This window comes from Citrobacter sp. TBCP-5362 (genome assembly GCF_005406305.1).
Classification (GTDB): domain Bacteria; phylum Pseudomonadota; class Gammaproteobacteria; order Enterobacterales; family Enterobacteriaceae; genus Citrobacter_B; species Citrobacter_B koseri.
In genome coordinates this window covers 1,939,104-1,965,176 of record NZ_CP040234.1, presented here as the reverse complement: position 1 = coordinate 1,965,176, position 26,073 = coordinate 1,939,104, and the positions used below count along the sequence as shown (strand labels likewise).

Annotated in this window: 27 protein-coding genes; 12 read left to right on the top strand and 15 right to left on the bottom strand. The window is 53.8% G+C overall.

Annotated features, from left to right (window positions below; translation table 11 throughout):
* Positions 1-84 precede the first annotated feature (84 nt).
* The 3 genes from FD428_RS09495 to FD428_RS09485 form a co-directional block, all read right to left on the bottom strand.
* Complete coding sequence (locus FD428_RS09495; protein ID WP_047463245.1) at positions 85-666, bottom strand: Slp family lipoprotein; 582 nt, start codon at positions 664-666, stop codon at positions 85-87.
* A 99-nt stretch (positions 667-765) separates the two neighbouring features.
* Complete coding sequence (gene tsaB, locus FD428_RS09490; RefSeq protein ID WP_114847801.1) at positions 766-1,461, bottom strand: tRNA (adenosine(37)-N6)-threonylcarbamoyltransferase complex dimerization subunit type 1 TsaB; 696 nt, start codon at positions 1,459-1,461, stop codon at positions 766-768.
* Positions 1,462-1,518: 57 nt separating this feature from the next.
* The gene (locus tag FD428_RS09485; RefSeq protein WP_012132066.1) at positions 1,519-3,429 is read right to left on the bottom strand and encodes an ATP-dependent DNA helicase; all 1,911 of its coding nucleotides are present in this window, start codon (positions 3,427-3,429) and stop codon (positions 1,519-1,521) included.
* 129 nt (positions 3,430-3,558) lie between these two features.
* On the opposite strand from FD428_RS09485, the gene FD428_RS09480 reads away from it, so the two are divergent.
* On the top strand, positions 3,559-3,903 hold the full coding sequence (locus FD428_RS09480) for a RidA family protein (protein WP_012132064.1): 345 nt from the start codon (positions 3,559-3,561) through the stop codon (positions 3,901-3,903).
* Positions 3,904-3,910: 7 nt separating this feature from the next.
* On the opposite strand, the gene FD428_RS09475 is transcribed toward FD428_RS09480, so the two are convergent.
* Complete coding sequence (locus FD428_RS09475; RefSeq protein ID WP_012132063.1) at positions 3,911-4,090, bottom strand: YoaH family protein; 180 nt, start codon at positions 4,088-4,090, stop codon at positions 3,911-3,913.
* Positions 4,091-4,162: 72 nt separating this feature from the next.
* Between FD428_RS09475 and pabB the strand changes: the two genes are divergently transcribed.
* From pabB to FD428_RS09455, 4 genes are all read left to right on the top strand, one after another.
* Positions 4,163-5,524 carry an aminodeoxychorismate synthase component 1 gene (pabB, locus tag FD428_RS09470; RefSeq protein WP_047463240.1) on the top strand — a complete coding sequence of 454 codons (1,362 nt, stop codon included), beginning with the start codon at positions 4,163-4,165 and terminating at the stop codon, positions 5,522-5,524.
* Positions 5,525-5,527: 3 nt separating this feature from the next.
* The gene (locus FD428_RS09465; RefSeq protein ID WP_047463238.1) at positions 5,528-6,106 is read left to right on the top strand and encodes a CoA pyrophosphatase; all 579 of its coding nucleotides are present in this window, start codon (positions 5,528-5,530) and stop codon (positions 6,104-6,106) included.
* Positions 6,107-6,290: 184 nt separating this feature from the next.
* Positions 6,291-7,655, top strand: a complete 1,365-nt coding sequence (sdaA, locus tag FD428_RS09460; protein ID WP_024130267.1) for an L-serine ammonia-lyase — start codon at positions 6,291-6,293, stop codon at positions 7,653-7,655.
* Positions 7,656-7,794: 139 nt separating this feature from the next.
* Entirely contained in the window at positions 7,795-9,393 is a 1,599-nt protein-coding gene (locus tag FD428_RS09455) for an EAL domain-containing protein (RefSeq protein ID WP_012132058.1), read from the top strand.
* A 26-nt stretch (positions 9,394-9,419) separates the two neighbouring features.
* On the opposite strand, the gene yoaE is transcribed toward FD428_RS09455, so the two are convergent.
* Entirely contained in the window at positions 9,420-10,979 is a 1,560-nt protein-coding gene (gene yoaE / locus FD428_RS09450; RefSeq protein WP_047463233.1) for a CNNM family cation transport protein YoaE, read from the bottom strand.
* Positions 10,967-11,107: a hypothetical protein gene (locus FD428_RS21955; RefSeq protein WP_371320444.1), complete on the bottom strand. Its 141-nt coding sequence runs from the start codon at positions 11,105-11,107 to the stop codon at positions 10,967-10,969. Before FD428_RS21955 ends, yoaE begins: the two co-directional genes overlap by 13 nt.
* 315 nt (positions 11,108-11,422) lie before the next feature.
* On the opposite strand from FD428_RS21955, the gene manX reads away from it, so the two are divergent.
* The 5 genes from manX to mntP all read left to right on the top strand — a co-directional run bounded on the left by manX (position 11,423) and on the right by mntP (position 15,613).
* Entirely contained in the window at positions 11,423-12,388 is a 966-nt protein-coding gene (gene manX, locus FD428_RS09445; RefSeq protein ID WP_047463231.1) for a PTS mannose transporter subunit IIAB, read from the top strand.
* A gap of 58 nt (positions 12,389-12,446) precedes the next feature.
* Positions 12,447-13,247, top strand: a complete 801-nt coding sequence (gene manY / locus FD428_RS09440) for a PTS mannose transporter subunit IIC (RefSeq protein WP_012132054.1) — start codon at positions 12,447-12,449, stop codon at positions 13,245-13,247.
* 12 nt (positions 13,248-13,259) lie between these two features.
* Entirely contained in the window at positions 13,260-14,111 is an 852-nt protein-coding gene (gene manZ / locus FD428_RS09435) for a PTS mannose transporter subunit IID (protein ID WP_012132053.1), read from the top strand.
* Positions 14,112-14,166: 55 nt separating this feature from the next.
* Positions 14,167-14,625 (top strand): DUF986 family protein, encoded by a 459-nt coding sequence (locus FD428_RS09430; RefSeq protein WP_012132052.1) that lies wholly within the window; start codon positions 14,167-14,169, stop codon positions 14,623-14,625.
* A 421-nt stretch (positions 14,626-15,046) separates the two neighbouring features.
* Positions 15,047-15,613 (top strand): manganese efflux pump MntP, encoded by a 567-nt coding sequence (gene mntP, locus FD428_RS09425; RefSeq protein ID WP_012132050.1) that lies wholly within the window; start codon positions 15,047-15,049, stop codon positions 15,611-15,613.
* On the opposite strand, the gene rlmA is transcribed toward mntP, so the two are convergent.
* From rlmA to mgrB, 6 genes are all read right to left on the bottom strand, one after another.
* Complete coding sequence (gene rlmA, locus FD428_RS09420; protein ID WP_114847800.1) at positions 15,610-16,419, bottom strand: 23S rRNA (guanine(745)-N(1))-methyltransferase; 810 nt, start codon at positions 16,417-16,419, stop codon at positions 15,610-15,612. The two genes, mntP and rlmA, sit on opposite strands and share 4 nt — an antisense overlap.
* A gap of 63 nt (positions 16,420-16,482) precedes the next feature.
* Positions 16,483-18,228, bottom strand: coding sequence for a peptidoglycan glycosyltransferase FtsI (ftsI, locus tag FD428_RS09415; RefSeq protein WP_071258574.1), 1,746 nt, complete (start codon positions 18,226-18,228; stop codon positions 16,483-16,485).
* A gap of 219 nt (positions 18,229-18,447) precedes the next feature.
* Positions 18,448-18,657, bottom strand: a complete 210-nt coding sequence (gene cspE / locus FD428_RS09410) for a transcription antiterminator/RNA stability regulator CspE (protein ID WP_001062678.1) — start codon at positions 18,655-18,657, stop codon at positions 18,448-18,450.
* A 12-nt stretch (positions 18,658-18,669) separates the two neighbouring features.
* Positions 18,670-18,813 carry a DUF2627 domain-containing protein gene (locus FD428_RS09405; RefSeq protein WP_001537930.1) on the bottom strand — a complete coding sequence of 48 codons (144 nt, stop codon included), beginning with the start codon at positions 18,811-18,813 and terminating at the stop codon, positions 18,670-18,672.
* Between the two features lie 663 nt (positions 18,814-19,476).
* Entirely contained in the window at positions 19,477-19,764 is a 288-nt protein-coding gene (locus tag FD428_RS09400) for a YebO family protein (protein ID WP_012132046.1), read from the bottom strand.
* Positions 19,765-19,838: 74 nt separating this feature from the next.
* Positions 19,839-19,982: a PhoP/PhoQ regulator MgrB gene (gene mgrB, locus FD428_RS09395; RefSeq protein ID WP_024130265.1), complete on the bottom strand. Its 144-nt coding sequence runs from the start codon at positions 19,980-19,982 to the stop codon at positions 19,839-19,841.
* Between the two features lie 158 nt (positions 19,983-20,140).
* Between mgrB and FD428_RS09390 the strand changes: the two genes are divergently transcribed.
* Entirely contained in the window at positions 20,141-20,380 is a 240-nt protein-coding gene (locus tag FD428_RS09390; RefSeq protein WP_024130264.1) for a YobH family protein, read from the top strand.
* Between the two features lie 170 nt (positions 20,381-20,550).
* On the opposite strand, the gene kdgR is transcribed toward FD428_RS09390, so the two are convergent.
* Entirely contained in the window at positions 20,551-21,342 is a 792-nt protein-coding gene (gene kdgR / locus FD428_RS09385; protein ID WP_012132042.1) for a DNA-binding transcriptional regulator KdgR, read from the bottom strand.
* A gap of 177 nt (positions 21,343-21,519) precedes the next feature.
* On the opposite strand from kdgR, the gene FD428_RS09380 reads away from it, so the two are divergent.
* The gene (locus FD428_RS09380; protein WP_114847799.1) at positions 21,520-22,893 is read left to right on the top strand and encodes an MFS transporter; all 1,374 of its coding nucleotides are present in this window, start codon (positions 21,520-21,522) and stop codon (positions 22,891-22,893) included.
* Positions 22,894-22,943: 50 nt separating this feature from the next.
* Here FD428_RS09380 and htpX read toward each other — a convergent pair whose 3' ends face one another.
* On the bottom strand, positions 22,944-23,825 hold the full coding sequence (gene htpX / locus FD428_RS09375; RefSeq protein ID WP_012132039.1) for a protease HtpX: 882 nt from the start codon (positions 23,823-23,825) through the stop codon (positions 22,944-22,946).
* A 191-nt stretch (positions 23,826-24,016) separates the two neighbouring features.
* Positions 24,017-26,065, bottom strand: a complete 2,049-nt coding sequence (prc, locus tag FD428_RS09370; protein ID WP_012132038.1) for a carboxy terminal-processing peptidase — start codon at positions 26,063-26,065, stop codon at positions 24,017-24,019.
* Positions 26,066-26,073: the final 8 nt, after the last annotated feature.

The following is a 26,073-nucleotide window of genomic DNA, read 5'->3' as shown; positions in this document are numbered from 1 at the left end:
GCGTCACTATTTATTTTTCTTATGTCCGTATTAATGCAGAAACAGCGGACCAGCCGCTGTCTCTTTTATTGATAAAACAAGGGGTTATTCAGTTACGATCGTTTGAACCTGTGCGGGGCCTGGGTTATACCATCCCCAACCGCCATAGCCGTACGGCCAGCCTCGTCCACCGTAGAACCAGGGATCGATCGGCTGCGGCGGCATGACGATCTGCTGAGTAAGGTGCCAGCGTTTATAGCCCGTTGCCTGCATCAGCATAAACTTATACGGCGTACTGCCGACCTTACCGTCCACCGTGCCGGTAATCGGCCCGACGACCGTCACCAGTTGCCCACGGAAGTCTACCGGGTCAAGGAAGCCGTTCACGTCGGCATAAATCCGCCCTCGCGAAGCCTCACCGAGGATCGGACGCGCGCCGTTATCAAGCGGCACGCTGGCGATTTCCAGCCGCGTTTTTCCCTGCTGGTTTTGCACATCCACCACTTTACCGCCAAAACGCGCTTCCTGGCCGACGTACAGCTGCGGCGCATTCATAACCCGCACCAGATCCTGCTGCGGCGTGGGACTGGAACCTTTGATGGCATCCGGGACGGTAACGCAGCCACTCAGCGTTAACGCGACCACTCCCGCCAGAATTCCTTTCATTACCTGTTGTTGAACCGCCATAGTGCGACTCCTTTTTTCTCAGCACATATTCTCGTCATACTTCAAACTACCTGTGTGTAACAGCTACGTTCAAATTATTCAGGGTGATAATACTGAGATTCATTCTTTGCCCGGAAGTTTCTTCCACGCGACGTTGTTACGTAAATAAACCGGTTCGGCCTGTTCAACCGCGACGGTTTTCCCCGCTGCCAGCATCTGACTGGCGAGAGGCAGCATATCCTCCGCCTCCGGAAGCAGAACGTCGCCATCGCGCAAAGCCAGACCGCTGTCTTTACCCAGATCGGGCCATGCAGGCCAGCCTGTGCCAACAGTAGCCCACTCCCCGGAAAGCTGCTTCAACCGTTCGCTAACCAGCCCGGGATTTAACACGGCCTCGGTCTCTTCCCCGTGCCAGACGCCATTTTCATCACGCTGGTATTCCGCCCAGTAGACTTCACCCATACGTGCGTCAATCGCCGCCAGCACGCGCGTCGCGCCGCTTTTACGCCAGGCGCCCTGCGCCATTGTCGCCAGCGTTGAAACGCCAGTCATCGGCAGGTTCGCGCCCAGCGCCAGCCCCTGCGCAATGCCAATGCCAATACGCACGCCGGTAAAACTGCCGGGGCCGCGACCAAACGCCAGCGCGTCGATATCGGTAAGCGTAATGCTGTTGGCGGCCAGGATATCCTGCACCATCGGCAAAATACGTTGGGTATGTTCTCGTGGGCAAAGCTCAAAATGAGCGTTGATATTACCGTCATTCCACAGGGCAACGGAACACGCTTCTGTGGCGGTATCGATAGCCAGAATTCGCATGGGTCTTCGTGCTTAAATCAATAAAATGGCGCGCATCTTACCATACTCCGTAACAAATTACTCGGCCGTTGGTATGGCGAGAAATCTGACGGCGCGGGCGATGTCCCGGGTGCGCGGTGTGGGCGGCAGGCTCGCCAGGAAGGTGGCGCCATACGGTCGCATCACCAGCCGGTTATCACAAATCACCAACACCCCACGATCGTCGGAATCGCGAATCAGACGCCCCACCCCCTGTTTCAGCGTGATGACCGCGTCGGGTAGCTGCACTTCATCAAACGGATCGCCGCCGCGCAGACGACAATCCTCCATCCGCGCTTTCAGCAAGGGATCGTCAGGAGAGGTAAAAGGTAATTTATCGATAATCACCAGCGACAGCGTATCGCCGCGCACATCCACCCCTTCCCAGAAGCTGCTGGTTGCGACCAGTAGCGCATTACCGGCGCTGACGAACTGTTGCAGCAGTTGACCTTTGCTGGTTTCGCCCTGCAACAGGACGGGCAGCGTCATGGTGGCGCGGAACTGTTCCGCCAGATCGCGCATCATGGCATGCGACGTACACAGCATAAAGCAGCGGCCATTGTTAGCTTCGATGATCGGTCTTAACATTGCCGCCAGCTGTCGGGCAGAGCCCGGCTGGTTAGTTTGCGGCAGGTTACGCGGCACGCACAACAGCGCCTGGCGGGTATAGTCGAACGGACTGGGCAACAGCATCGATTCGGCCTGTTCAATGCCCAGCCGCGCCGTAAAGTGATGGAGATCGTCGTTCACCGACAGCGTGGCAGAGGTAAAAATCCAGCTGCCGGGTTTCTGCGCCATCACCTCTTTGAATTTATCCGCGACCGTAAGCGGAGTGAGCGCCAGCGTGAAATGGCGCGACGTGCATTCGTACCAGTAGCTGTACCCTGGCTGGTTGATCTCTTTTAAGCGTTTCAGCCGCGCGCGATACAAGGTCGCACGCTCGAAAGCGGCATCCAGCAATGCGGAACGCCCCAGAGACAGTTTTGCCACGTCGTAGCAAAGCTCAAGCGTATCGTCGAGCAGCAATAGCGCGCGCTGTACCCGTGGGTCGGCCAGCAGCTCACGTAAATTTCCGCGATAGCCCGGCTCGCCCAGTTGCAGGCGAAAATCCTGCGCGCTCTGCGCCAGTCGGTCGGCGCATTTCTGCAACTGCTGGGTGTCTTTCAATTCCGTGCGGTAGGCGATGGTAAAATCTTTCGCCAGGTCGAGGAGCTGTCGGCTGGAGAGCGACTGGCCGAAATACTGGCTGGCGATATCAGGAAGCTGGTGGGCCTCATCGAAGATCATCACCTCCGCCTCCGGGATCAGTTCGCCAAACCCACTCTCTTTGACCACCATATCTGCGAGGAAAAGATGGTGGTTGACGATAACCACATCGGCGTCCATCGCCTTTTTACGCGCTTTAACCACAAAACAGTCTTTATACAGCGGGCAGTCGCTGCCCAGACAGTTGTCATTGGTGCTGGTGACCAGCGGCCACGCCTGCGAGTCTTCCGCTACGCTGACGCAGGTACTGATGTCGCCGTCTTCGGTCTGATTCGACCACGACCGCAGCAAAATCACATCGCTTAAAATTTGTACCGGCAAATCGCCGCCCGCCAGCGCTTGCTGTTCGAGACGTTCCAGACAAAGATAGTTAGAGCGCCCTTTCAACAGCGCCAGTTTACCGGTGAATTTGAGGGCGTTTGAGACGGTGGGAAGATCGCGACTGTAGAGCTGATCCTGCAACGCTTTCGATCCCGTCGAGATGATCACTTTTTTTCCGGCGCGTAACGCCGGCGCGAGGTAGGCATAGGTTTTGCCTGTTCCCGTCCCGGCTTCGACAACAAGCGGTTGTGATTTTTCAATAGCATGCGTGACGGCAACGGCCATCTGCCGCTGTGGTTCGCGCGGTTTAAATCCCGGTATCGCTTTAGCCAACTGACCGTCTGCTGCAAAATCGTCCGTCACACTACCCCCTGTTGATTTGAACAGGGATTATGTCAGGACGCCGTCGCTTACGCCAGTTGAAGAGGTGACGGCAACGCAACATTATGGCAGTCTTGCCGCGTCGAACGGAAAGTTAACGAGGAATGATTTATGACTATCATACGTATTGATGCCGAAGATCGTTGGTCTGATGTAGTAATCCATAACAACACGCTTTATTACACCGGTGTGCCGGAAAACCTCGACGCCGATGCGTTTGAACAGACCGCCAACACGCTGGCGCAAATTGATGCGGCGCTGGAAAAACAGGGCACCCGTAAGTCACGTATTCTTGATGCCACTATTTTCCTGGCCGATAAAAGCGATTTTGCCGCCATGAACAAAGCCTGGGACGCGTGGGTCGTTGCCGGTCACGCGCCGGTACGCTGCACGGTGCAAGCCGGGCTGATGAACCCGAAATACAGAGTTGAGATCAAGATTATCGCCGCAGTGTAACGCGACGTTATTCGTCCTCATCCTCAAAACGCGCCACGATCCGCTCGCCGGTGTGGGTGGCGCGCAGTTCATCCGCCACCTGCGCGATTGCCTGTCCGCTGCTCATTCCTTGCGACATCAGTTCCTGAATGCGCTCTACCGCTTTTTGTTGCTGCTCGTGGCTGAGTGAAGGTAAACCTGCAAACATTGTTAACTCCTGCTAAATTGTCTGCGCTAATTATTTCATGCTACCCGGCACATAGCCAGTAGACCAGGACCGATGAAGACATTATCACCCGCTGTTATTATTTTACCGTGGCGCCCGGACGCCGCCGAGTACTATTTTGCCCCGCTGAGCCATCAGCCCTGGGCCATGCTGCTGCATTCCGGCCATGCTGAACATCCGCATAATCGTTTTGATATTCTGGTGGCCGACCCCGTGGCAACGCTGTCGACACACGGCGAAGAGACCCGCGTGCGCGATAAGCATGGCACGACCACGACCGCCGACGATCCCATGACCGTGTTGCAGGCGGCGCTGGCGTCTGCGGGCATCCAGCCGCCATATGACCCCAATCTGCCGTTTCAGGGCGGCGCGCTGGGGCTGTTAGGTTACGACCTTGGCCGCCGTTTTGAATCCCTGCCCACGCTCGCACAGCGCGATATCACCCTGCCGGATATGGCGATCGGCATTTACGACTGGGCCTTAATCGTCGATCATCGCAGACAGACCGTCTCTCTGCTGAGCCATACCGATGTTCACGCTCGCCTTGAGTGGCTGGCGCGCCAGCAGGCGCCGGTGCGAAAGCCCTTCGCGTTGACCTCCGCATGGCAATCAAACATGACCCGCGCGCAGTACGGTGAAAAATTCCGCCAGGTGCAGAGCTGGCTGCACAGCGGCGACTGTTATCAGGTCAACCTCGCCCAGCGTTTTCAGGCTGACTATCAGGGAGACGAATGGCTGGCCTTCGTGCGGCTTAATCACGCTAACCGCGCCCCGTTCAGCGCGTTTTTGCGCCTGGAGGACGGTGCGATTCTGAGCCTTTCTCCCGAGCGCTTTATTCAGTCCGAAGAGGGGCACATTCAGACTCGCCCAATCAAAGGCACCCTTCCCCGGCTGGACGACCCGCAGGCGGATCGCCAGCAGGCGCTAACGCTCGCGATGTCGGCAAAAGACCGCGCAGAAAACCTGATGATTGTCGATTTGATGCGTAACGACGTCGGCCGCGTTGCCGTTCCGGGGTCGGTCAAGGTTCCCGAGTTGTTTGTGGTTGAACCCTTCCCGGCGGTACATCATCTTGTCAGTACCATTACCGCCCGTTTGCCCGATAATTTACATGCCACCGATCTGCTGCGCGCCGCTTTTCCTGGCGGTTCGATTACCGGCGCGCCAAAAGTCCGGGCGATGGAGATCATTGACGCGCTGGAGCCGCACAGACGCAACGCCTGGTGCGGCAGCATCGGCTACCTGAGTTTTTGCGGCAACATGGACACCAGCATCACGATCCGCACGCTTACCGCTGTAGACGGGCATCTCTATTGCTCTGCGGGCGGCGGCATCGTAGCGGACAGCCAGGAGGACGCGGAATATCAGGAGACGTTTGATAAAGTGAATCGAATTTTGCAGCAACTGGAGAACTGAGTCGTGGAAAACAGCAGCCTGACCCTTGATGATTTTTTATCGCGCTTTCAACTTTTGCGCCCGCAGGTGAATGGTGAGACGTTAAACCATCGTCAGGCTGCCGTGCTGATCCCGGTGGTTCGCCGCGCCCGACCGGGTCTATTGCTGACTCAGCGTTCAGCGCGCCTGCGCAAACACGCCGGTCAGGTCGCGTTCCCCGGCGGCGCCGTTGACAGCAGCGATGCGTCGCTGATTGCCGCTGCGCTGCGTGAAGCGCAGGAAGAGGTGGCAATCCCGCCGGAATCCGTCGAAGTGATTGGCGTGCTGCCGCCCGTAGACAGCGTCACGGGTTTTCAGGTTACGCCGGTGGTCGGCATTATTCCCCCAAATTTGCATTATCACGCCAGCGAAGACGAGGTGGCCTCTGTCTTTGAGATGCCACTTTCAGAGGCTCTGCGTCTGGGGCGTTATCACCCGCTGGATATTTACCGACGCGGCGATTCACATCGCGTGTGGCTTTCGTGGTATGAGCATTATTTCGTCTGGGGAATGACCGCCGGAATAATTCGTGAGCTGGCGCTGCAAATTGGCGTGAGACCCTGACTATACTTATCTTTACACGCGCAGAACACAACTTGAGATTCCCGTCCCAACATTAGTAAATACGTGGTTATCCATTAGTTTAATTCATGTGAATAGTTAAGCCGATCGCCGCGTTCCCTCTTACACTATGCGCAGTTATTACATCGTAACCGGGAAGCCCGGTCACCCTGTCAGGAGTATTATCGTGATTAGTCTATTCGACATGTTTAAGGTGGGGATTGGTCCCTCATCCTCCCATACTGTAGGGCCTATGAAGGCGGGTAAACAGTTCGTCGATGACCTGGTCGAAAAAGGATTACTGGATAGCGTTACCCGTGTCGCCGTCGACGTGTATGGTTCACTGTCGCTCACGGGTAAAGGTCACCACACCGATATCGCCATTATTATGGGTCTGGCGGGTAACGAACCTGCCACCGTGGATATTGACAGCATCCCTGGTTTTATTCGCGACGTTGAAGCGCGCGGTCGCCTGTTACTGGCGCAGGGCCAGCACGAAGTGGATTTTCCCCAGGATAACGGGATGCGTTTTCACAATGGCAACCTGCCATTGCATGAAAATGGAATGCAGATCCACGCGTACAATGGCGAAACCGTCATTTATAGCAAAACGTATTATTCCATCGGCGGCGGCTTTATTGTCGATGAAGAGCATTTTGGTCAGGACGCCGCCAATGAGGTCAGCGTCCCTTATCCGTTTAAATCGGCGACCGAAATGCTGGAATATTGCAACAGCACCGGTCTGTCGCTCTCCGGGATGGTGATGCAGAACGAACTGGCGCTGCACAGCAAAAAGGAAATCGAAGAGTATTTCGCCAACGTCTGGCAGACCATGCAGGCGTGTATCGATCGCGGGATGAATACCGAAGGGGTTCTGCCGGGGCCGCTGCGCGTTCCGCGTCGTGCTTCCGCACTGCGTCGCATGCTGGTTTCCAGCGACAAACTGTCCAGCGATCCGATGAACGTCATTGACTGGGTCAATATGTTTGCGCTGGCGGTGAACGAAGAAAACGCCGCGGGCGGGCGTGTCGTTACGGCGCCGACCAACGGCGCTTGCGGGATCGTACCTGCGGTGCTGGCTTACTATGACCACTTCATTGAACCCGTCAGCCCGGATATCTACACCCGTTACTTCCTGGCCGCTGGCGCTATCGGCGCGCTGTACAAAATGAACGCCTCGATTTCCGGCGCCGAAGTCGGCTGCCAGGGAGAAGTCGGCGTCGCCTGCTCAATGGCGGCGGCAGGACTGGCAGAGCTGCTTGGGGCCAGCCCGGAGCAGGTGTGCGTCGCCGCTGAAATCGGCATGGAGCACAACCTGGGGCTGACCTGTGACCCGGTTGCCGGTCAGGTTCAGGTGCCGTGTATCGAGCGTAACGCGATTGCTTCGGTAAAAGCGATCAACGCGGCGCGTATGGCAATGCGCCGTACCAGCGCCCCGCGCGTCTCGCTGGATAAAGTCATTGAGACCATGTACGAAACCGGCAAGGACATGAACGCGAAATACCGCGAAACATCACGCGGCGGACTGGCGATTAAAGTCCAGTGTGATTAACAAAACATAGCCTGCCACTTCGCCCATCTCCCACTGATGGGCGAATTTTTCTCATCAATCTCGTCTGCGGTAAATTTCCCCACTACACTTGCTGTGTTGCAATTGGCTTTTGTGACCAACGGCTTATCAGGCGGCCCGCATGCAAACAGCACAACGGATCATTAAAAATTATCGCCGCAATCGTTTCATCGTCTGCACGGTCTGTGCGCTGATCACGCTTATCCTCACATTGAGTGTCCGATTTATTTCGGAGCGAAATATAAATCAGCATCGCACCGAAACGTTCGCCGCTCACGCCGTAGAGACGCTGGATGAAGTGCTCCGCCCTCTACAGGCAGGGCGCGATCTCCTGCTGCCCCTGGTAGGACAACCCTGCCCGGCCGCGCATTTTCCCTTGCGTAAGCAGGTCGCCAGACTGCAAACCGTGCGTTCCATTGGTCTGGTTCAGAACGGTATTCTCTACTGCTCCAGTATCTTTGGCTCACGCGACGTGCCGATTCACCAGCTACAACCCGATCTGCCTGCGCCGAACAACCTGTTGCTGCTGTCTACCGATCAGTCCCTGCTCAAAGACAGCCCGATTCTGATTCAGTGGTATCCGTCATCGCCTGATGGCAAAAACGGGCTCTTTGAGATCGTCAATATTGATCTTCTGGCGATGATGCTGCTTGAACCGCAACAGCCGCAGATCGCCAGCGCAAGCCTGACGGTCGGCAACCGCCACTTACTCTATGGTCAGGGGGTGGTGGAGGCGCTACCCGCCCTGAACGGTGAAAAACGTTATCAGCGCGCATCCCAGCACTTCCCCTTCACCATCAGCGTGACGGGGCCCGGCGCTGGCGAGCTGGCACTACGCCACCTGCCGACGCAGTTGCCGCTGGCGGTGATGCTGAGTTTACTGGTGGGATACCTTGCCTGGCTGGCAACGGCCAGCAGAATGAGTTTTTCATGGGAGATCAATCTCGCCCTTGCCGCCCGTGAATTTGAACTGTTTTGCCAGCCGCTGTTAAATGCCCGTACGCAGCAATGCGTGGGGGTTGAGATCCTGCTGCGCTGGAATAACCCGCGACAGGGATGGATTTCTCCCGATGTTTTTATCCCTATCGCTGAAGAACACAACCTGATCGCCCCCCTTACCCGCTATGTCATTGCGGAAACCATTCGGCAGCGGCATTTTTTCCCGATGAACAGCCAGTTCCATATCGGCATCAACGTTGCGGCCAGCCATTTTCGTCATGGCATGTTATTAAAAGATCTCAATCATTACTGGTTCAGCGCCCATCCTGTTCAGCAACTTGTGCTTGAGCTGACGGAACGGGATGCCTTACTGGACGTCGATTATCGGCTAATGCGTGAACTTCACCGCAAAGGGGTGAAGCTCGCCATTGATGACTTTGGAACCGGCAACAGTTCGCTGTCATGGCTGGAGAAATTGCGCCCGGACGTGCTGAAGATCGACAAATCATTTACCGCGGCGATCGGTACTGATGCGGTGAACTCCACGGTGACCGATATCATCATCGCGCTGGGGCAAAGACTGAATATTGAACTGGTGGCGGAAGGCGTTGAAACGCGAGAGCAGGCGCAATATTTGCGGGGACACGGCGTTCAGGCGTTGCAGGGATTTCTGTTCGCAAGGCCTATGCCGCTTCACGATTTTCCTCAGTGGCTGGCGGGTAGCGCACCGCCGCCCGCCCGGCATAACGGACACATGACGCCCGTTATGCCGTTTCGTTAGATCCCGGTTTTACCGGGGAACGGCGCTTATTCGTCTTCGTGGTGAGCAGGTTGTTCTTTAACAATACGAACCAAATCAACACGGTAGTCGTTCGCTTCGACAATCGTGATATGAAGCGGCGCAACGTCGATAACATCGCCCACCTGCGGGATATGACCGTTTACGGCGATAACCAATCCTGCGACGGTGGCGATGTCTTCCTCGTCGTTCACCAGGTTATCGACATCCAGCGCCTGTTGCAGGGCATGCAGATCCGTCCCCCCCTTCACCAGCCAGCCGCCCGCTTCGGTAATGATCTCAGGCGTTTCGTCGGCATCCGGGAACTCACCGGCAATCGCTTCCAGCACGTCCAGCGGCGTAACCAGCCCCTGCACGACGCCAAACTCGTTGGTGACGATGACGAAGCTGCCGCGAGCGCGACGCAGGACGCCCAGCAGATTAATCGGGTCCAGCGTTTCCGGGACGACAATCGCTGGTGATTCCGAAGCAATCGCGGCCACATCCACGCCCTCTTCCAGCGCCACCAGCAGTTCTTTCGCGCGAACAATACCGATGATCTCATCCAGTTCGCCGCGACACACCGGGAACAGGCTGTGCGGAGAAGAGAGTAACTGTTCGCGGATTTCATCCACGCTCAGGTCAGCATCCACCCAGCTGATTTCACCGCGAGGCGTCATGATGCCGCGCAGCGAACGGGACGCCAGGGTCAGCACGCCGTTGATCATATAACGCTCTTCTTCAGCAAACGCGCCTTCAGGTACAGGCACCGTCGCCGGGCTGTCAGACTCGTGCTGCGCGCTCGCCTGACGTTTACCGCCCATCAGTCGCAGGATGGCGTCTGCGGTGCGTGCACGCAGCGGTAACGTTGACTGATGGCGAATAAAGTTACGACGCGCAATCTGGTTGAACAATTCGATGACGATTGAGAAACCGATAGCAGCGTACAGATACCCTTTCGGAATATGGAAGCCAAAACCTTCCGCCACCAGGCTCAGACCGATCATCAACAGGAAGCTCAGACAGAGCACTACAACCGTCGGATGCTGGTTGACGAAACGGGTAAGCGGCTTAGACGCCAGCAGCATCACCGCCATCGCAATCACCACGGCAGCCATCATCACCGGCAGATGGTTAACCATACCCACGGCGGTAATCACCGCGTCAAGGGAGAAGACGGCATCAAGGATAACGATCTGCGTTACCACGACCCAGAAACTCGCATAGCCTTTGCCGTGCCCCGAGTCATGCTCGCGGTTTTCCAGGCGCTCATGCAGCTCCGTCGTGGCCTTAAACAGGAGGAAGAGACCCCCGATGAGCATGATCAGATCGCGCCCTGAGAAGGTGAGATCCCAGACGGTAAAGAGCGGTTTCGTTAAGGTCACCATCCACGAAATGATGGACAGCAAGACCAGACGCATCACCAGCGCCAGCGACAAACCGATAAGACGCGCCTTATCACGCTGCTTTGGCGGCAGCTTGTCAGCCAGAATCGCGATAAAGACCAGGTTATCAATACCCAGAACAATTTCGAGGATAACAAGCGTGAGCAAACCCGCCCAGATTGAGGGGTCCATTAAGAATTCCATGACAAGCTCCTGCTTAAGGAATAGCGAACAGGCGAGAAAGCAATATGCGAATTAAGGTTGCGGCCAAAAGAGCCAGACAGACAGGCCTGATACGGCCTCAAAGTGAAATGACGTCGGTGACGATCCATACGGCGGGCTACTGCCCTATACTCCTTACTAATTAAACGGAAGCTAAACATAACAGAGACAATGTCTTTTTGGCAAAGATTTACCTTCCTTTGCAATGAGATGTTACAGGGATATTTTACACTACGAAATTTCTCTGATGTGAAAGCTAAATTGCGGATCTTCATCACATAAAATATTTTTTTCGCTATCTAAAATAATTCCCGGAAATAACTGTTTTTTCATTATAACCCTTATCTGAATCGATTCGAGTGCGGACGGCGATTCAAAATACATCTGTCACGTTGATGTGTTAACGATAATAAAGGAGGTAGCAAGTGACCATTGCTATTGTTATAGGCACACATGGTTGGGCTGCAGAGCAGTTACTTAAAACAGCAGAAATGCTGTTAGGCGAGCAGGAAAACGTCGGCTGGATCGATTTCGTTCCAGGCGAAAATGCCGAAACGCTGATTGAAAAGTACAACGCTCAGTTGGCAAAACTCGATACCAGCAAAGGCGTGCTGTTTCTCGTTGATACATGGGGAGGCAGTCCATTTAATGCTGCCAGCCGTATTGTCGTCGACAAAGAGCACTATGAAGTCATTGCTGGCGTCAATATTCCGATGCTGGTGGAAACGTTCATGGCCCGCGATGACAATCCGAGCTTTGACGAATTAGTCGCTCTGGCGGTAGAAACCGGTCGTGAAGGCGTGAAAGCGCTGAAAGCAAAACCGGTTGAAAAAGCCGCTCCGGCGCCGGTTGCTGCGCCAAAAGCGGCGGCGCCCGCTAAACCAATGGGACCCAACGATTACATGGTAATCGGTCTCGCCCGTATCGATGACCGTTTGATTCACGGCCAGGTCGCCACCCGCTGGACCAAAGAGACCAACGTCACCCGCATCATCGTCGTGAGTGATGAAGTAGCGGCGGACACCGTACGTAAAACGCTGTTAACACAGGTGGCACCTCCGGGCGTAACGGCGCATGTGGTAGACGTTGCCAAGATGATTCGTGTCTACAACAACCCGAAATACGCAGGCGAACGTGTGATGCTGCTGTTCACCAACCCTACCGATGTGGAACGTATCGTTGAAGGCGGCGTGAAAGTGACTTCCGTAAACATTGGCGGTATGGCTTTCCGTCAGGGTAAAACGCAGGTTAATAACGCCGTTTCCGTCGACGAGACCGATATCGACGCCTTTAAAAAGCTCAACGAACGCGGTATCGAGCTTGAGGTTCGTAAAGTTTCCACCGATCAGAAACTGAAAATGATGGATTTGATTGCCAAAGTGGCGAAATAACCACCCGGCATTTAATTAGCATTCACACTTAAGTCTGTATAGCAATAGGAGAAGTACAATGGAGATTACCACTCTTCAGATTGTGCTGGTGTTCATCGTCGCATGTATCGCGGGTATGGAGTCGGTACTTGATGAATTTCAGTTCCACCGTCCATTGGTGGCCTGTACGCTAATCGGTGCCGTTCTTGGGGACATGAAAACCGGTATTATCATCGGTGGTACCCTGGAAATGATCGCGCTTGGCTGGATGAACATCGGTGCTGCCGTTGCGCCTGATGCCGCGCTGGCTTCCATTATTTCAACCGTGCTGGTTATCGCCGGTCATCAAGGCATTGGCGCAGGTATCGCGCTGGCGATTCCACTGGCGGCCGCAGGTCAGGTGCTGACCATCATCGTACGTACCATCACCGTGGCATTCCAGCACGCGGCGGATAAAGCGGCCGATAGCGGCAACCTGACGGCACTGTCCTGGATCCACGTATCCTCCCTGTTCCTGCAGGCAATGCGTATCGCGATTCCGGCGGTTATCGTGGCGATTTCTGTCGGCACCAGCGAAGTTCAGGGCATGCTGAATGCGATCCCGGAAGTCGTGACCAGCGGTCTGAACATCGCCGGCGGCATGATCGTGGTTGTCGGTTACGCAATGGTCATCAACATGATGCGCGCGGGCTATCTGATGCCGTTCTTCTACCTCGGCTTCGTCACTGCGGCATTCACTAACTTCAACCTGGTTGCTCTGGGCGTAATTGGCGCGGTAATGGCCATCCTCTACATCCAGCTGAGCCCGAAATATAACCGCGTAGCCGGTGCGCCAGCTCAGGCTGCTGGTAACAACGATCTCGATAACGAACTGGACTAACAGGTGAACGAAATGGTTGATATGACTAAAACTACCACTGAGAAAAAACTCACTCCGAGTGATATTCGTGGCGTGTTCATCCGTTCTAACCTGTTCCAGGGGTCATGGAACTTCGAACGTATGCAGGCGCTGGGCTTCTGCTTCTCCATGGTGCCGGCGATCAAACGCCTGTACCCGGAAAACAACGACGCGCGTAAACAGGCGATCAGACGTCACCTGGAGTTCTTCAACACCCATCCTTACGTTGCTGCTCCGGTACTGGGCGTTACGCTGGCGATGGAAGAACAGCGCGCCAACGGCGCGGAGATCGACGATGGTGCCATCAACGGTATCAAAGTTGGTCTGATGGGGCCACTGGCAGGTGTGGGCGACCCGATCTTCTGGGGTACGGTTCGTCCGGTATTCGCCGCGCTGGGCGCGGGTATCGCGATGAGCGGCAGCCTGCTGGGACCGTTGCTGTTCTTTATTCTGTTTAACCTGGTGCGTCTGGCGACCCGTTACTACGGCGTGGCTTACGGCTACCGTAAAGGCGTCGATATCGTTAAGGATATGGGCGGCGGCTTCCTGCAAAAACTGACTGAGGGGGCGTCAATCCTCGGCCTGTTTGTCATGGGGGCGCTGGTTAACAAGTGGACGCACGTCAATATTCCGCTGGTAGTATCACGCATCACTGACCAGACGGGTAAAGAAAACGTCACTACCGTGCAGACCATTCTCGATCAGTTGATGCCGGGTCTGGTTCCGCTGCTGCTGACCTTCGCCTGTATGTGGCTGTTGCGTAAGAAAGTGAACCCGCTGTGGATCATCGTTGGCTTCTTCGTCATCGGTATCGCCGGTTACGCGTGCGGCCTGCTGGGTCTGTAATTCTGTTGTACACTACCGGGGCCCTTTGGCCCCGGTTTTTTTATCTGGAGGATTAATGACTGTCACGGACCTGGTGCTGGTTCTTTTTATTGTCGCGTTACTGGCTTACGCCATCTACGATCAGTTCATCATGCCCCGCCGTAACGGCCCCACTCTGCTTGCAGTGCCTCTGCTGCGTCGTGGTCGTGTTGATAGCGTTATCTTCGTCGGCCTGGTCGCCATTCTTATCTACAACAACGTTACCAGTCACGGCGCGCAAATTACCACATGGTTATTATGTGCACTGGCGCTGATGGGGTTTTATATTTTTTGGGTTCGCGCCCCCAGGATCATCTTCAAACAGAAAGGTTTTTTCTTCGCCAATGTCTGGATAGAATATAACCGTATTAAAGAGATGAATTTATCGGAAGATGGCGTACTGGTGATGCAATTAGAACAACGGCGCCTGCTTATTCGCGTACGAAATATCGACGATCTGGAAAGAATATATAAGCTTCTTGTTTCATCTCAATGAGTTACAGATATAGCCTGAACTATGTTTTAAGTATATTCGCGAACAAAAAAACATAGCTAAGGCTATATTCATCCCGCCTGATTTGTTATTTATTTTAACGTTTTATTGATAATTAAATCTAAATGAAAATCGTTTTCAATTAGAAGTCAAATAATATTTCTCCATTGTTGTTTTATATTCTCAAAATATGTTAATGTTGCGCCGTCATTTGGGGAGTAGCCGATTTCCAGACTCAGGAAATGTACGTGTCAACATACTCGTTGAAAAACGTGGCGCGTACGGACTGATATCACTCTAGTTTCAGTCAGGCGAGACCATATGCACATCAACTGCTATGCATAGCTTATGAACGCCATGTTCAGGTATGCATGTTCGCTGGGGGCAGTGATGTGTTTTATGGAACCCCGGTCAGGACGCTGTTATGAATATCACCGCAACTGTTCTTCTCGCTTTCGGCATGTCAATGGATGCTTTCGCGGCATCGATTGGTAAAGGCGCCACGCTACACAAACCTAAATTCTCCGAAGCCCTGCGCACCGGCCTTATTTTCGGCGCGGTTGAAACGCTCACCCCGCTGATCGGCTGGGGGCTGGGTATGCTGGCCAGTAAATTCGTACTGGAATGGAATCACTGGGTTGCGTTCATCCTGCTGGTGTTTCTGGGGATTCGTATGATTATCGAAGGCGTTCGTGGCGGTAATGACGAAGATGACGAGCCGTTACGCCGCCACAGTTTTTGGCTGCTGGTCACTACCGCTATCGCCACCAGCCTGGATGCGATGGCCGTTGGCGTCGGTCTGGCGTTCTTGCAAGTGAACATTATTGCGACCGCGCTGGCTATCGGCTGTGCCACGTTAATCATGTCCACGCTAGGCATCATGGTGGGGCGCTTTATCGGCCCGCTGCTCGGCAAACGGGCGGAAATTCTTGGCGGGGCTGTACTTATCGGTATCGGCGCCCAGATCCTCTGGACACACTTCCACGGTTAACGCTCGCGTTGCCAGATGTGAAGGCTGAAATCCGTCTGGCAATCAAACTGCTGGCAAGCCGCCAGCCGCTCCCATACGTCAGGTTTTGCACGCCAGGCGAAAGGCGTCATCTGGAGCAACGCAACGGCCTCATTACCGCGCAACCGCATCTCATACCCTAACGCCATGCTTTGCTGCAACGTAAACCCTTCAAGCTGCTCAGTATGCGGGGCATGTAAGCGCACTTCATCATAGATCAGCCCTTTTAGCGCCATCAGATGGCGCGGCCCCGGCGTAACGGTAATTACCCAACCACCCGGTTTTACCACTCGCGCTAACTCTTCAGCCTTACAGGGGGCATAAATCCTGACAATCGCATCCATAGAGGCGTCGGCGAAAGGCAGACGATGGCTTGACGCCACACAAAACGTCACCTGCGGATAACGTTTCGCCGCCGCTTTAATGGCGACTTTCGCGACATCCAGACCAAATGTGGTGCCTGACGTCAGCGTTTCGGCGAAGGCATGCGTGTAATACCCTTCACCGCAGCCGATATCCAGAATCGACGTTGCATTCTCGTCCAGCCGTTCGGCAAGTATCCTGACGATGGCATCGCGTAACGGCTGATAATGCCCGGCATCAAGGAATGCCCGGCGCGCCTGCATCATTTCGGCGCTGTCGCCCGGATCCCGTGACCGTTTATGCTGCACGGGCAACAGGTTGACGTATCCCTCTTTCGCCACATCAAACTGATGCCGTTGTGGGCAGATAAAACTGTTTTTCACCTGCGCAAGTGGCTGATGACAAAGGGGACAAGAAAACGACATGACAACTCCGGCCGGTAATTTTAGGGCGCAAGTGTAACGCGAATTGCGCCCCGGGAAAATAACTTACAGCGAGGGGGACGACAGGCGGTTGCCGTGCATCACTAACAGGTGGTCGGAGTCGGCGGGCATACCGTCCGGTTTAACGTTTTCCAGGCGCAGAACATCGCCCATAATCTGGCTGAACACCGGCGCCGACACCGCGCCGCCATAGTAAGATCCGTTTTGCGGATTGTTAATCACAACCACCAGCGCAAACTGCGGATCGCTGGCCGGAGCCACGCCCGCCGTATAGGCCACGTATTTATCGACATACTTACCGTCATCGCCGATTTTCTTCGCCGTACCGGTTTTTACCGCCACGCGATAATCTCTGACTGCGGCTTTGGTTCCTCCCCCGCCGGGGAGCGCGACGCTCTCCATCATATGCTCAACCTGATGCACCAGTTCGGCGGGCATCACACGCGTCCCCACAACGGGCGGATCGATACGCGTAATGGAAAGCGGTCGGTAGATACCAAAACTGCCGATGGTGGCATATACGTGCGCCAGCTGGAGCGGCGTCACCATCAGACCGTACCCGAAGGCAAACGTCGCCCGATCCAGATCGCTCCAGTAACGACGCTGCGGCAGTAAGCCGCTGCTCTCCCCGGTGAGCCCCAGTCCCGTAGACTGCCCAAAGCCAAAGCCTTTATACGTATCCAGCAGTCGTTGAACCGGCATAGCGAGCGAGAGACGCGACACGCCGGTATCACTCGATTTTTGCAGGATTCCGGTCAAACTCAGCTCCGGGTAATACCCCACGTCACGAATCCGGTGGCCGTCAAGATTGAACGGATGCGTATCAATCACGCTGTCGGGCTGGACAATGCCCTGCTGAAGCGCCGTCATGATCACCAGCGGCTTGACCGTGGAACCCGGTTCAAAGGTATCGCTGATGGCACGGTTGCGAAAATCATCCAGCACGGCGCCTTCCCGGTTATTCGGATTAAAGTCCGGGAAGCTTGCCATCGACAGAATTTCCCCCGTCGCGATGTTGACCAGTACCGCCGCGCCAGACTCCGCTTTGTTCCAGGTGACGGCGTTATCCAGCGCATCCTCCGTCACAGTCTGTAGACGCTCATCAATACTGAGCTGAAGCTCATGCGCCGGCACAGGATTTGTTTCGGTTATGTTCTCGATGACATGACCAAATTTATCTTTGCGAACAAGGCGGGAGCCGGGTTTCCCCGTCAGTTGGGTATTAAAACTTTTCTCAACCCCCTCAATCCCCTGCCCGTCAATGTTGGTAAAGCCAATCAGGTTGGCTGCCACATGCCCTGCCGGATAAAAACGCCGGGACTCTTCACGCAGGTTAATGCCAGGAAGATTGAGCTTATCGATCCATTCGGCCTGCTGCGGCGAAATCTGGCGCGCCAGATAGATAAACCGCCCGGCAGGATTGCTGTTTACCCGCTCAACCAGCGTAGCCAGTGAAAGATGCAGCGTCTGCGCCAGCGCCTGCCAGCGTTGGTTATACCCCACGCCGCCTTTACTGACGATCGTCTTCGGGTCGGCCCAGACCGCATTGACCGGCACGCTAACGGCTAACGGACGCCCTTCTCTGTCGGTAATCATGCCGCGTGGCGACGCCGTGGTGACCTCACGTAACGAACGCCTGTCCTCTTGTTTAACCAGATTTGTGGGCGTGATGATCTGTAACCACGCCACGCGTCCCAGCAATAACCCCATGCTCAGCAAAATCGCCACGCACAGCAGAGCAAAACGGATAGGAGCAAAATTACGTACGGTGCCGTCGCTTTTCTTTTTCACCTGGTCTCCAGCAAGGTCGTTTTTCAGGTGATTGATTTAACGGGAATTGACGAGGGAAAGCGGGAAAAACAATGCTACGAACATCGCGGCTTTGCAACAAAGCGCTAACAGGAGTGTATTCAGAAATATTTTGAAGGAACCTGAATTAAAAAGCCCCGCACTGGCGAGGCTTTATATCTGAGGTTGATGCGCCTTGGCGCTTCAAATCAGTGGTGTCGATCAGATAGCTGTTACGTTAACAGCAGCCGGACCTTTCTGGCCGTCCTGAATTTCGAACTCAACGTTCTGGCCTTCAGCCAGGGTTTTGAAGCCGTTACCCTGGATAGCGGAGAAGTGTACGAACACATCTTTGCTGCCATCAGCCGGAGTAATGAAGCCAAAACCTTTAGACTCGTTGAACCACTTAACTTGACCTTTAATCTTTGCCATTTGCAAAATTCCTTAGAGTGTTTTCTTCGCCCGCAGGCATAACATAGATAAAACTGAGACATTACTGCTTGAGGCACTAATATAAGGTTCGGCAGAGAAGCGGTATTCAACGTCAACGTGTTTACTCAGGACTTCTTTACTGAAAATGCCACACATAAACAGAACTGTACCTCGTTTAACCCAAAACGTGTTATCACATACAACGTTAATTATGGCAAGCCATTTTTAAACGTGTCTCGATCAGTCGCACAAATCCAGAGAGATATCAAAGATCAACTGCACAGTTATGCGGCACAGTTCCCGACGATATATTCTCGCTTCTCCAGGCGCCTTTCGACAGGCTTACGCCCGTACAGCGGCTTTTCTACCATAGCTCAATAACTTCGGTTGTTCCAGGTCATGCGTTGATCTTATCGATACGGTAAACAGATATCACTTTTTATGCTTTGTAATGCATAAATTGTCACAACGCAAAAAAACCAATATTGTTTAAAAATGCGAAGTATTCGACCATTTTTCATCCGTTTCACTGATAGCCAATACGTGCTTTGGTTGTGCACCAAAATAATGAAAGAATGATGACAATGCACAAAAAAAGTGAGAGAAACGTTTCGCTATTAATAAAAACGATCGCTATCACAAAAGCGACATAATCACATTATTAGCGTATGGATAAATATATTTAAGGAGAGATTAAGTTAAAGCATTAAATGATCAATGAAATAACAGACCTGGTATACACAGGGTTACATTAATGAAAACAGGATGGGCCTGCCTGAAGGAATGGCTGGCAGACGCGCATCCTGTCTCTGCTTGTCGTTACCGTTCAGCGACCAGACGGATGATATCGTCATCCTCTTCCTGAGGTTTCGCTTCAGACTCGGCCTCAGCGACTTTTTCAGGCTCGTTAGCTTCGCACAGACGGCGTAGCAAGGCATTTTGCCGCTTTTGCTGATCCAGCAGCGCTTCAAGCAGCTCAATCTGCTCATTTGTTCTTGAACTTGCCCGGTTCACAAAAAACCACAGGACCAGCCCGACAATCAGAACCACCACCGATACAATCAAAGACGTAAAAGTCAGTACGCCAGAATTCAGAACTTCGTTCATGTTACCACCTCAATGTAGACGCCGTATTTTACCACTGCTACACGGGAAGGTAATCAACTGTTGTAAAAATGCTATCACCAGGGGATAAATTTATTGATGGCACAAATTCCGTTGAAAAATTGTACATCCTGATCGCACATTATGTTGAACACCTGCGCCCACAGCAGCAGACATACCAACGCAACAATAATCAGGATTACCCACCGAAACTTTTTCACTCCGCTCTCCGCATCCACATCTTATGCCATCAAATTACCACGCGTTATCTAAACCGGAACTAACTGGAGCGACATTATATACTTTTAGGAATGATACACTTGTTTCAGTGGGCGTTCAGGCTACCCTTATTCTAACCAAAAAAAGAAAAGAGGTAGTAATGCGTTTGATCATTCGCGCGATTGTTTTGATTGCTCTGGTATGGATTGGTTTATTGCTCAGTGGCTATGGGGTTCTGATTGGCAGCAAGGAGAACGCCGCCGGTCTGGGTCTGCAATGTCAATATCTGACCGCTCGCGGCACCAGTACAGCGCAATATGTCCATACTGACAGCGGCATCATTGGTCTGTCAGACTGTCCTGTATTCAGAAAAAGCGCCGTGGTGGTCGATAACGGCTAATCTGGCATCACATCCATTCATCTGCATAAATATCAGGCATAACGTGGTTATGCCTTTTTAATGCGTTTTTTAGCGGGAGAAACCACTCTCCCGCCCCTTTTCAGGGCAATAAAAAAGCCAGCAGGTATCTTCTACCGGCTGGCTTCTGAACGGCTCAGGGCGCACTCACCTCAGAATGGATAGTCGTTGTAACCCATCTGCTCAGAGATTTTACGCGCAGCCGTGTGCAGCATAGCGACATACTCATGCAGACGTTCTTCGGAGAAACGCAGCGTCGGGAACGAAATGCTCAGACCGGCGATCACCACGCCAAAACGGTCGAACACCGGCACGCCAATGCAGCGCAGACCTTCTTCCTGCTCTTCGTTATCTTCGCCGTACCCCTGCTCGCGCACCTGATCCAGCATCGGCAGTAACGCCTCGGTGCTGGTAATCGTGCGCGCGGTGCTACGCTTGTACTCCACGCCATCCAGTATCTGTTTGACTTCATCACGGTCGCGCCATGCCAGCAGCACTTTACCAATTGCGGTGCTGTACAGCGGGTTACGGCGGCCAATGCGGGAATACATGCGCAAATTGTACATGGAGTCGATTTTATGAATGTAGACAATGCTGTCTTCATCCAGCGCACCGAGGTGAATTGTCTCTTTGGTCAGACGGGAAATTTCACGCATCTGAATATCAGCGCTACGGATCAGATCAACGTTTTGCAACGCACGGGCGCCCAGCTCAAACAATTTCAGGGTCAGCGAATATTTTTCAGATTCACCTTCCTGCGCGACATAACCCAGCGTTTTCATCGTTTGTAAAAAGCGATAAACGGTGCTTTTTGACATCATGACACGTTGCGACAGCTCGGTGATCCCTATTTCGCGCTCTTCACCCAGCGCTTGCAGAATGCCAAAAACCTTCAGCACAGAAGAAACAGAATCAGGTTGTTTATCCAGATCTGCGATAGCCATTTATCACCTCATTGCGAGTGTTTTATAAAAATCAGAACCGGTTTTTATTATAATTTCACGTCATGGCGGTCGCAATCCATCTTTGCTTACTTAGTTACAAATCTGCGACATAACCCCGCGATATCAATGCTAAAATCATTACTCTGATCATAATCCCCCGAAAGATATTGACTCTCTATGGACAAAATCCAGGCCGATGGCCTGCCATTACCCCAGCGTTACGGCGCCATTTTAACCATCATTATTGGTATCTCGATGGCCGTGCTGGATGGCGCAATCGCGAATGTCGCGCTCCCTACCATTGCAACCGATCTCCAGGCATCCGCCGCCCGATCGATCTGGGTTGTTAACGCCTACCAAATCGCGATCGTGGTTTCCCTTCTATCGCTCTCATTTCTGGGAGACATGTTCGGCTATCGACGCATCTATAAATACGGCCTGGTCATTTTCCTGTTTTCGTCGCTGTTCTGCGCGCTGTCGGACTCCCTGGAAATGCTGACGCTTGCGCGCGTCGCGCAGGGGTTTGGCGGCGCCGCGCTGATGAGCGTGAACACGGCGCTGATCCGGCTTATCTATCCGCAACGCCACCTTGGGCGCGGAATGGGCATCAACTCCTTCATTGTCGCGGTGTCTTCGGCTGCGGGGCCGACCATTGCGGCAGCAATCCTGTCGATAGCGTCATGGAAATGGCTGTTCCTGATTAACGTTCCGTTAGGCATTATCGCATTACTGCTGGCTATGCGTTTCTTACCCCCAAACAGCGCTCGTAGCGCCAAACCACGCTTCGACTTGCCCAGCGCAGTGATGAACGCTTTAACCTTCGGCTTGCTGATCACCGCTCTCAGCGGATTCGCACAGGGGCAACCTTTAACGCTGATTGGCGCAGAACTGGCGGTTATGCTTGTCGTCGGTTTCTTCTTCATTCGCCGCCAGCTCTCACTCCCGGTGCCTTTGTTACCGATTGACTTACTGCGTATTCCGCTCTTTTCTCTGTCGATCTGCACCAGTATTTGCTCTTTCTGCGCGCAGATGCTGGCGATGGTTTCCCTTCCCTTCTATCTGCAAACGGTATTGGGGCGTAGCGAAGTCGAGACCGGGTTATTGCTGACGCCCTGGCCGCTGGCGACAATGGTGATGGCGCCGCTGGCGGGCTATTTAATTGAACGGGTTCATGCCGGGCTGCTGGGCGCGTCAGGACTGATAATTATGGCCACAGGACTTTTTGCGCTGATGCTGCTGCCAGCCTCGCCGTCAAATATCAGTATCATCTGGCCGATGATCCTTTGCGGAGCCGGTTTTGGCTTATTCCAGTCGCCCAATAACCACACGATTATCACCTCTGCGCCACGCGATCGCAGCGGAGGGGCCAGCGGAATGCTGGGCACGGCGCGTCTTCTGGGCCAGAGTACCGGCGCGGCGCTGGTTGCGCTCATGTTGAATCAGTTTGCGGACAACGGTACGCATATTTCCCTGATGACGGCGGGCATCCTGGCGACCGTAGCCGCCATTATCAGCGGTTTACGCATCACTCAACCCCGCTCCGTGGCGTAAAAAAAAGCGCATCATCTGATGCGCTTTTTTAGAATGCCAGGCATACCGCCTTACTTCAGGTACTCGCCGCTACGCAGCGCTTCAATACGCTTATCCAGCGGCGGGTGAGTCATGAACAACTCGCTCAGTGACTTCGACTTGCCGTTGATGCAGAACGCCATCATGCTGTTGGCTTCCTGCGGCTCATAGCTGGTTTTCAGGCGCTGCAACGCGGCAATCATCTTTTCACGGCCGACAAGCTTCGCAGAACCGGCGTCCGCATGGAATTCACGGTGACGTGAGAACCACATGGTGATAATGCTTGCCAGTATCCCGAACACCAGTTCAAGAACCATCGCCACCGCGAAATAGATCATTGGGTTGCCGTTGCTGCTTTCACCCTCATCACGGTTTCCACCGAGGAAGCCCGCGGCGATCTGCGCGATAATACGCGAGATGAAGATCACAAAGGTGTTCACAACCCCCTGAATCAGCGTCATGGTGACCATATCGCCGTTAGCGATGTGGCTGATCTCATGCGCGATAACGGCTTCGGCTTCATCCGGGCTCATGTTTTGCAACAAGCCGGTGCTCACCGCAACCAGAGACGCATCACGGCGCGCGCCGGTCGCAAACGCGTTGATATCCGGCGCATGATAGATAGCCACCTGCGGCATAGCGATTCCGGCCTGACGCGCCTGCGTCGCCACCGTGTTCATCAGCCAGCGTTCTCTTTCATTACGCGGTTGCTCAATGACTTCCCCACCCACGGACTTTAACGCCATCCATTTGGACATCAGCAGCGAAATGAAGGAACCACCAAAACCAAACAGCAGCGCCATAATCAGCAAGCCTTGTACGCTGCTTGACTGTATCCCTGTCAGGCTCAGCACCAGCCCGAAAACGACCATCACGGCCAGGTTCGTCAGCAGGAAGAGCGCGATTCGCATCATAATTTTCTTTTAACCTCAACTTAACAAAACGCACTATGCGATACCCACATCGTATGGGTCTTGTGGCTATTTTCAAGCATCTGCGGGCTGTAAGTCACCAGAAAGACACAACTTTACATTTTGTTGCATAAGACTGACGGCTTAATGCGCTTGTTAAAAAAACAGGCACAATTTCTTGTGCCTGCTTGACGCTATTTGCTGGTTGCGGGTTGCTCCGCGGGCTTCTCTTTCTCAAGATGCGCCAGATCCAGCGCTATCCGTACCGTTTCATCCAGATACGGATCCGGCTCTTTATAATCCTTCGGCAGATCGTCCAGTTTCTTCAGAAGCGGCTTGCCTTCACGTTTAAACCGATCGTTGATACGCGCCAGACGCAGGGCATCGTCTTCGTTATTCTCTTTTTCGCGCTGGGCGAAATTGAGAGAAGCGATATTACGCTTATCTTTCATCGCGTTAAAACGGGCAATGTCCTTCAGGATGTACTGGAACTCAGGATCGTTCGCGATGCGCGCGTTATGCTCTTTCAGCAGTTCCGGGCCAAACGGCGTTAAATCATCTGACTTCACGTACGTTGCCGCATCAATGCTGTCCCACGGCAAGGCGTTGTCTTCAAACTTCTCGCCGGTTTCCGTCTCTTCATTCCCCGTCGGCATGACGATATCCGGCGTGACGCCTTTACGCTGCGTGCTGCCGCCGTTAACACGGTAGAATTTCTGAATGGTGTACTGCACGGAACCCAGCGCAGGCCATTCAGGACGCAGCATCTGATCATAAATACGGTTCAGAGAGCGGTACTGCTGTACGGTGCCTTTACCGAAAGTCGGTTCACCGACAATCAATGCGCGACCGTAATCCTGCATCGCTGCGGCAAAAATCTCCGACGCGGATGCGCTGAAGCGATCGACCAGTACCACCAGCGGGCCTTTGTAATACACCACGCCATCGGTATCGGCGTCTTCACGCACTTTACCGTTGTTGTCACGAACCTGAACAACCGGGCCAGACGGGATAAACAGACCGGACAGCGAAACCGCTTCGGTCAGCGCGCCGCCGCCGTTGGTGCGCAGATCGATAACAATGCTGCTCACGTTCTGTTTTTCCAGTTTCTGTAGCTGGACTTTGACGTCATCCGTCAGCCCCACATAGAACCCCGGAATATCCAGCACGCCGACTTTCTCTTTACCGACCGTTTTCACCGTCATTTTAACAGCGCGGTCTTCAAGACGAATGCGTTCGCGCGTCAGCGTAATGGTTCGCGTTTTCGTGCCCTTACCGGCAGGCAGAATTTCAAGACGAACTTTGCTGCCTTTTGGCCCTTTGATCAGCGCCACCACGTCATCAAGACGCCAGCCGATCACATCAACCATTCCTTTCCCCGTCTGGCCTACGCCTACAATGCGATCGCCTACGCTTATCGCCTTGCTTTTCGCCGCCGGGCCGCCGGCAACCATCGAGTTGATGACCGTGTAGTCATCGTCCATTTGCAGAACCGCGCCAATACCTTCCAGAGACAGGCTCATTTCAGTATTGAACTGTTCGGTATTTCGCGGAGAAAGGTAGTTGGTATGCGGGTCGATTTCGCGCGCAAATGCGGTCATCGCCAGTGAGAACACGTCTTCACTGTTGGTTTGCGCCAGACGGCGAATCGCAGATTTGTAACGACGCGTCAGCGTTTCGCGAATTTCTTTATCGTTCTTGCCCGTCAGCTTCAGGCTAAGTTCGTCGAATTTCACCTTGCCATCCCACAACGCGTTCAGCTCAGCCTCATTTTTCGGCCAGGGCGCTTTGCTGCGGTCAAGGTTAAACGTGTCGTTACCGGTGAAATCCATCGGGCGTTCCAGCACGCTTAACGCGTACTGATAACGTTCGAAACGGCGTTTTTGCGCCAGGTTATAGAGGTCATAGAAGACATCCAGTTTTCCTGTACGCAGCTCATCGCCGAGGACAGTTTTGCTTTTCGCAAACTGCTCCACATCACTCGCCAGCAGCACATTGTGGCTGTAGTCGAGCAGATTAAGATAGCGATCGAAAATCTTTGCCGAAAACGCCTGATCCAGGTTGAACTGACGATAGTGGGAACGTGTAAAGCGCGAAGTCACGCGCTCACTCACGGTCGCATGCTGCGTTTCTTCCTTCAGAACGGGAATTTGATCGGCGCGCGTAATGTCATCGACGGCGAAGGACTGGCCTGCTATTGCAAGCAAGCCAGCTAACGCGGTAAGCCTAAAAAAAGTGTTCATGCCAGGCC

Excerpts from the sequence above, each read along its gene's own strand:
- yoaE (WP_047463233.1), bottom strand. The coding sequence starts at position 10,979 with ATGGAATTCTTAATGGACCCCTCAATCTGGGCGGGTTTGCTCACGCTT.
- FD428_RS09380 (WP_114847799.1), top strand. The coding sequence starts at position 21,520 with ATGGACAAAATCCAGGCCGATGGCCTGCCATTACCCCAGCGTTACGGC.
- FD428_RS21955 (WP_371320444.1), bottom strand. The coding sequence starts at position 11,107 with ATGGATCGTCACCGACGTCATTTCACTTTGAGGCCGTATCAGGCCTGT.
- FD428_RS09400 (WP_012132046.1), bottom strand. The coding sequence starts at position 19,764 with ATGAACGAAGTTCTGAATTCTGGCGTACTGACTTTTACGTCTTTGATT.
- prc (WP_012132038.1), bottom strand. The coding sequence starts at position 26,065 with ATGAACACTTTTTTTAGGCTTACCGCGTTAGCTGGCTTGCTTGCAATA.
- rlmA (WP_114847800.1), bottom strand. The coding sequence starts at position 16,419 with ATGTCGTTTTCTTGTCCCCTTTGTCATCAGCCACTTGCGCAGGTGAAA.
- FD428_RS09475 (WP_012132063.1), bottom strand. The coding sequence starts at position 4,090 with ATGTTTGCAGGTTTACCTTCACTCAGCCACGAGCAGCAACAAAAAGCG.
- kdgR (WP_012132042.1), bottom strand. The coding sequence starts at position 21,342 with ATGGCTATCGCAGATCTGGATAAACAACCTGATTCTGTTTCTTCTGTG.
- pabB (WP_047463240.1), top strand. The coding sequence starts at position 4,163 with ATGAAGACATTATCACCCGCTGTTATTATTTTACCGTGGCGCCCGGAC.
- tsaB (WP_114847801.1), bottom strand. The coding sequence starts at position 1,461 with ATGCGAATTCTGGCTATCGATACCGCCACAGAAGCGTGTTCCGTTGCC.
- manZ (WP_012132053.1), top strand. The coding sequence starts at position 13,260 with ATGGTTGATATGACTAAAACTACCACTGAGAAAAAACTCACTCCGAGT.
- FD428_RS09430 (WP_012132052.1), top strand. The coding sequence starts at position 14,167 with ATGACTGTCACGGACCTGGTGCTGGTTCTTTTTATTGTCGCGTTACTG.
- FD428_RS09405 (WP_001537930.1), bottom strand. The coding sequence starts at position 18,813 with ATGTGTGGCATTTTCAGTAAAGAAGTCCTGAGTAAACACGTTGACGTT.
- htpX (WP_012132039.1), bottom strand. The coding sequence starts at position 23,825 with ATGATGCGAATCGCGCTCTTCCTGCTGACGAACCTGGCCGTGATGGTC.
- FD428_RS09480 (WP_012132064.1), top strand. The coding sequence starts at position 3,559 with ATGACTATCATACGTATTGATGCCGAAGATCGTTGGTCTGATGTAGTA.
- FD428_RS09455 (WP_012132058.1), top strand. The coding sequence starts at position 7,795 with ATGCAAACAGCACAACGGATCATTAAAAATTATCGCCGCAATCGTTTC.
- manY (WP_012132054.1), top strand. The coding sequence starts at position 12,447 with ATGGAGATTACCACTCTTCAGATTGTGCTGGTGTTCATCGTCGCATGT.
- mntP (WP_012132050.1), top strand. The coding sequence starts at position 15,047 with ATGAATATCACCGCAACTGTTCTTCTCGCTTTCGGCATGTCAATGGAT.
- FD428_RS09390 (WP_024130264.1), top strand. The coding sequence starts at position 20,141 with ATGCGTTTGATCATTCGCGCGATTGTTTTGATTGCTCTGGTATGGATT.
- FD428_RS09495 (WP_047463245.1), bottom strand. The coding sequence starts at position 666 with ATGGCGGTTCAACAACAGGTAATGAAAGGAATTCTGGCGGGAGTGGTC.
- cspE (WP_001062678.1), bottom strand. The coding sequence starts at position 18,657 with ATGGCAAAGATTAAAGGTCAAGTTAAGTGGTTCAACGAGTCTAAAGGT.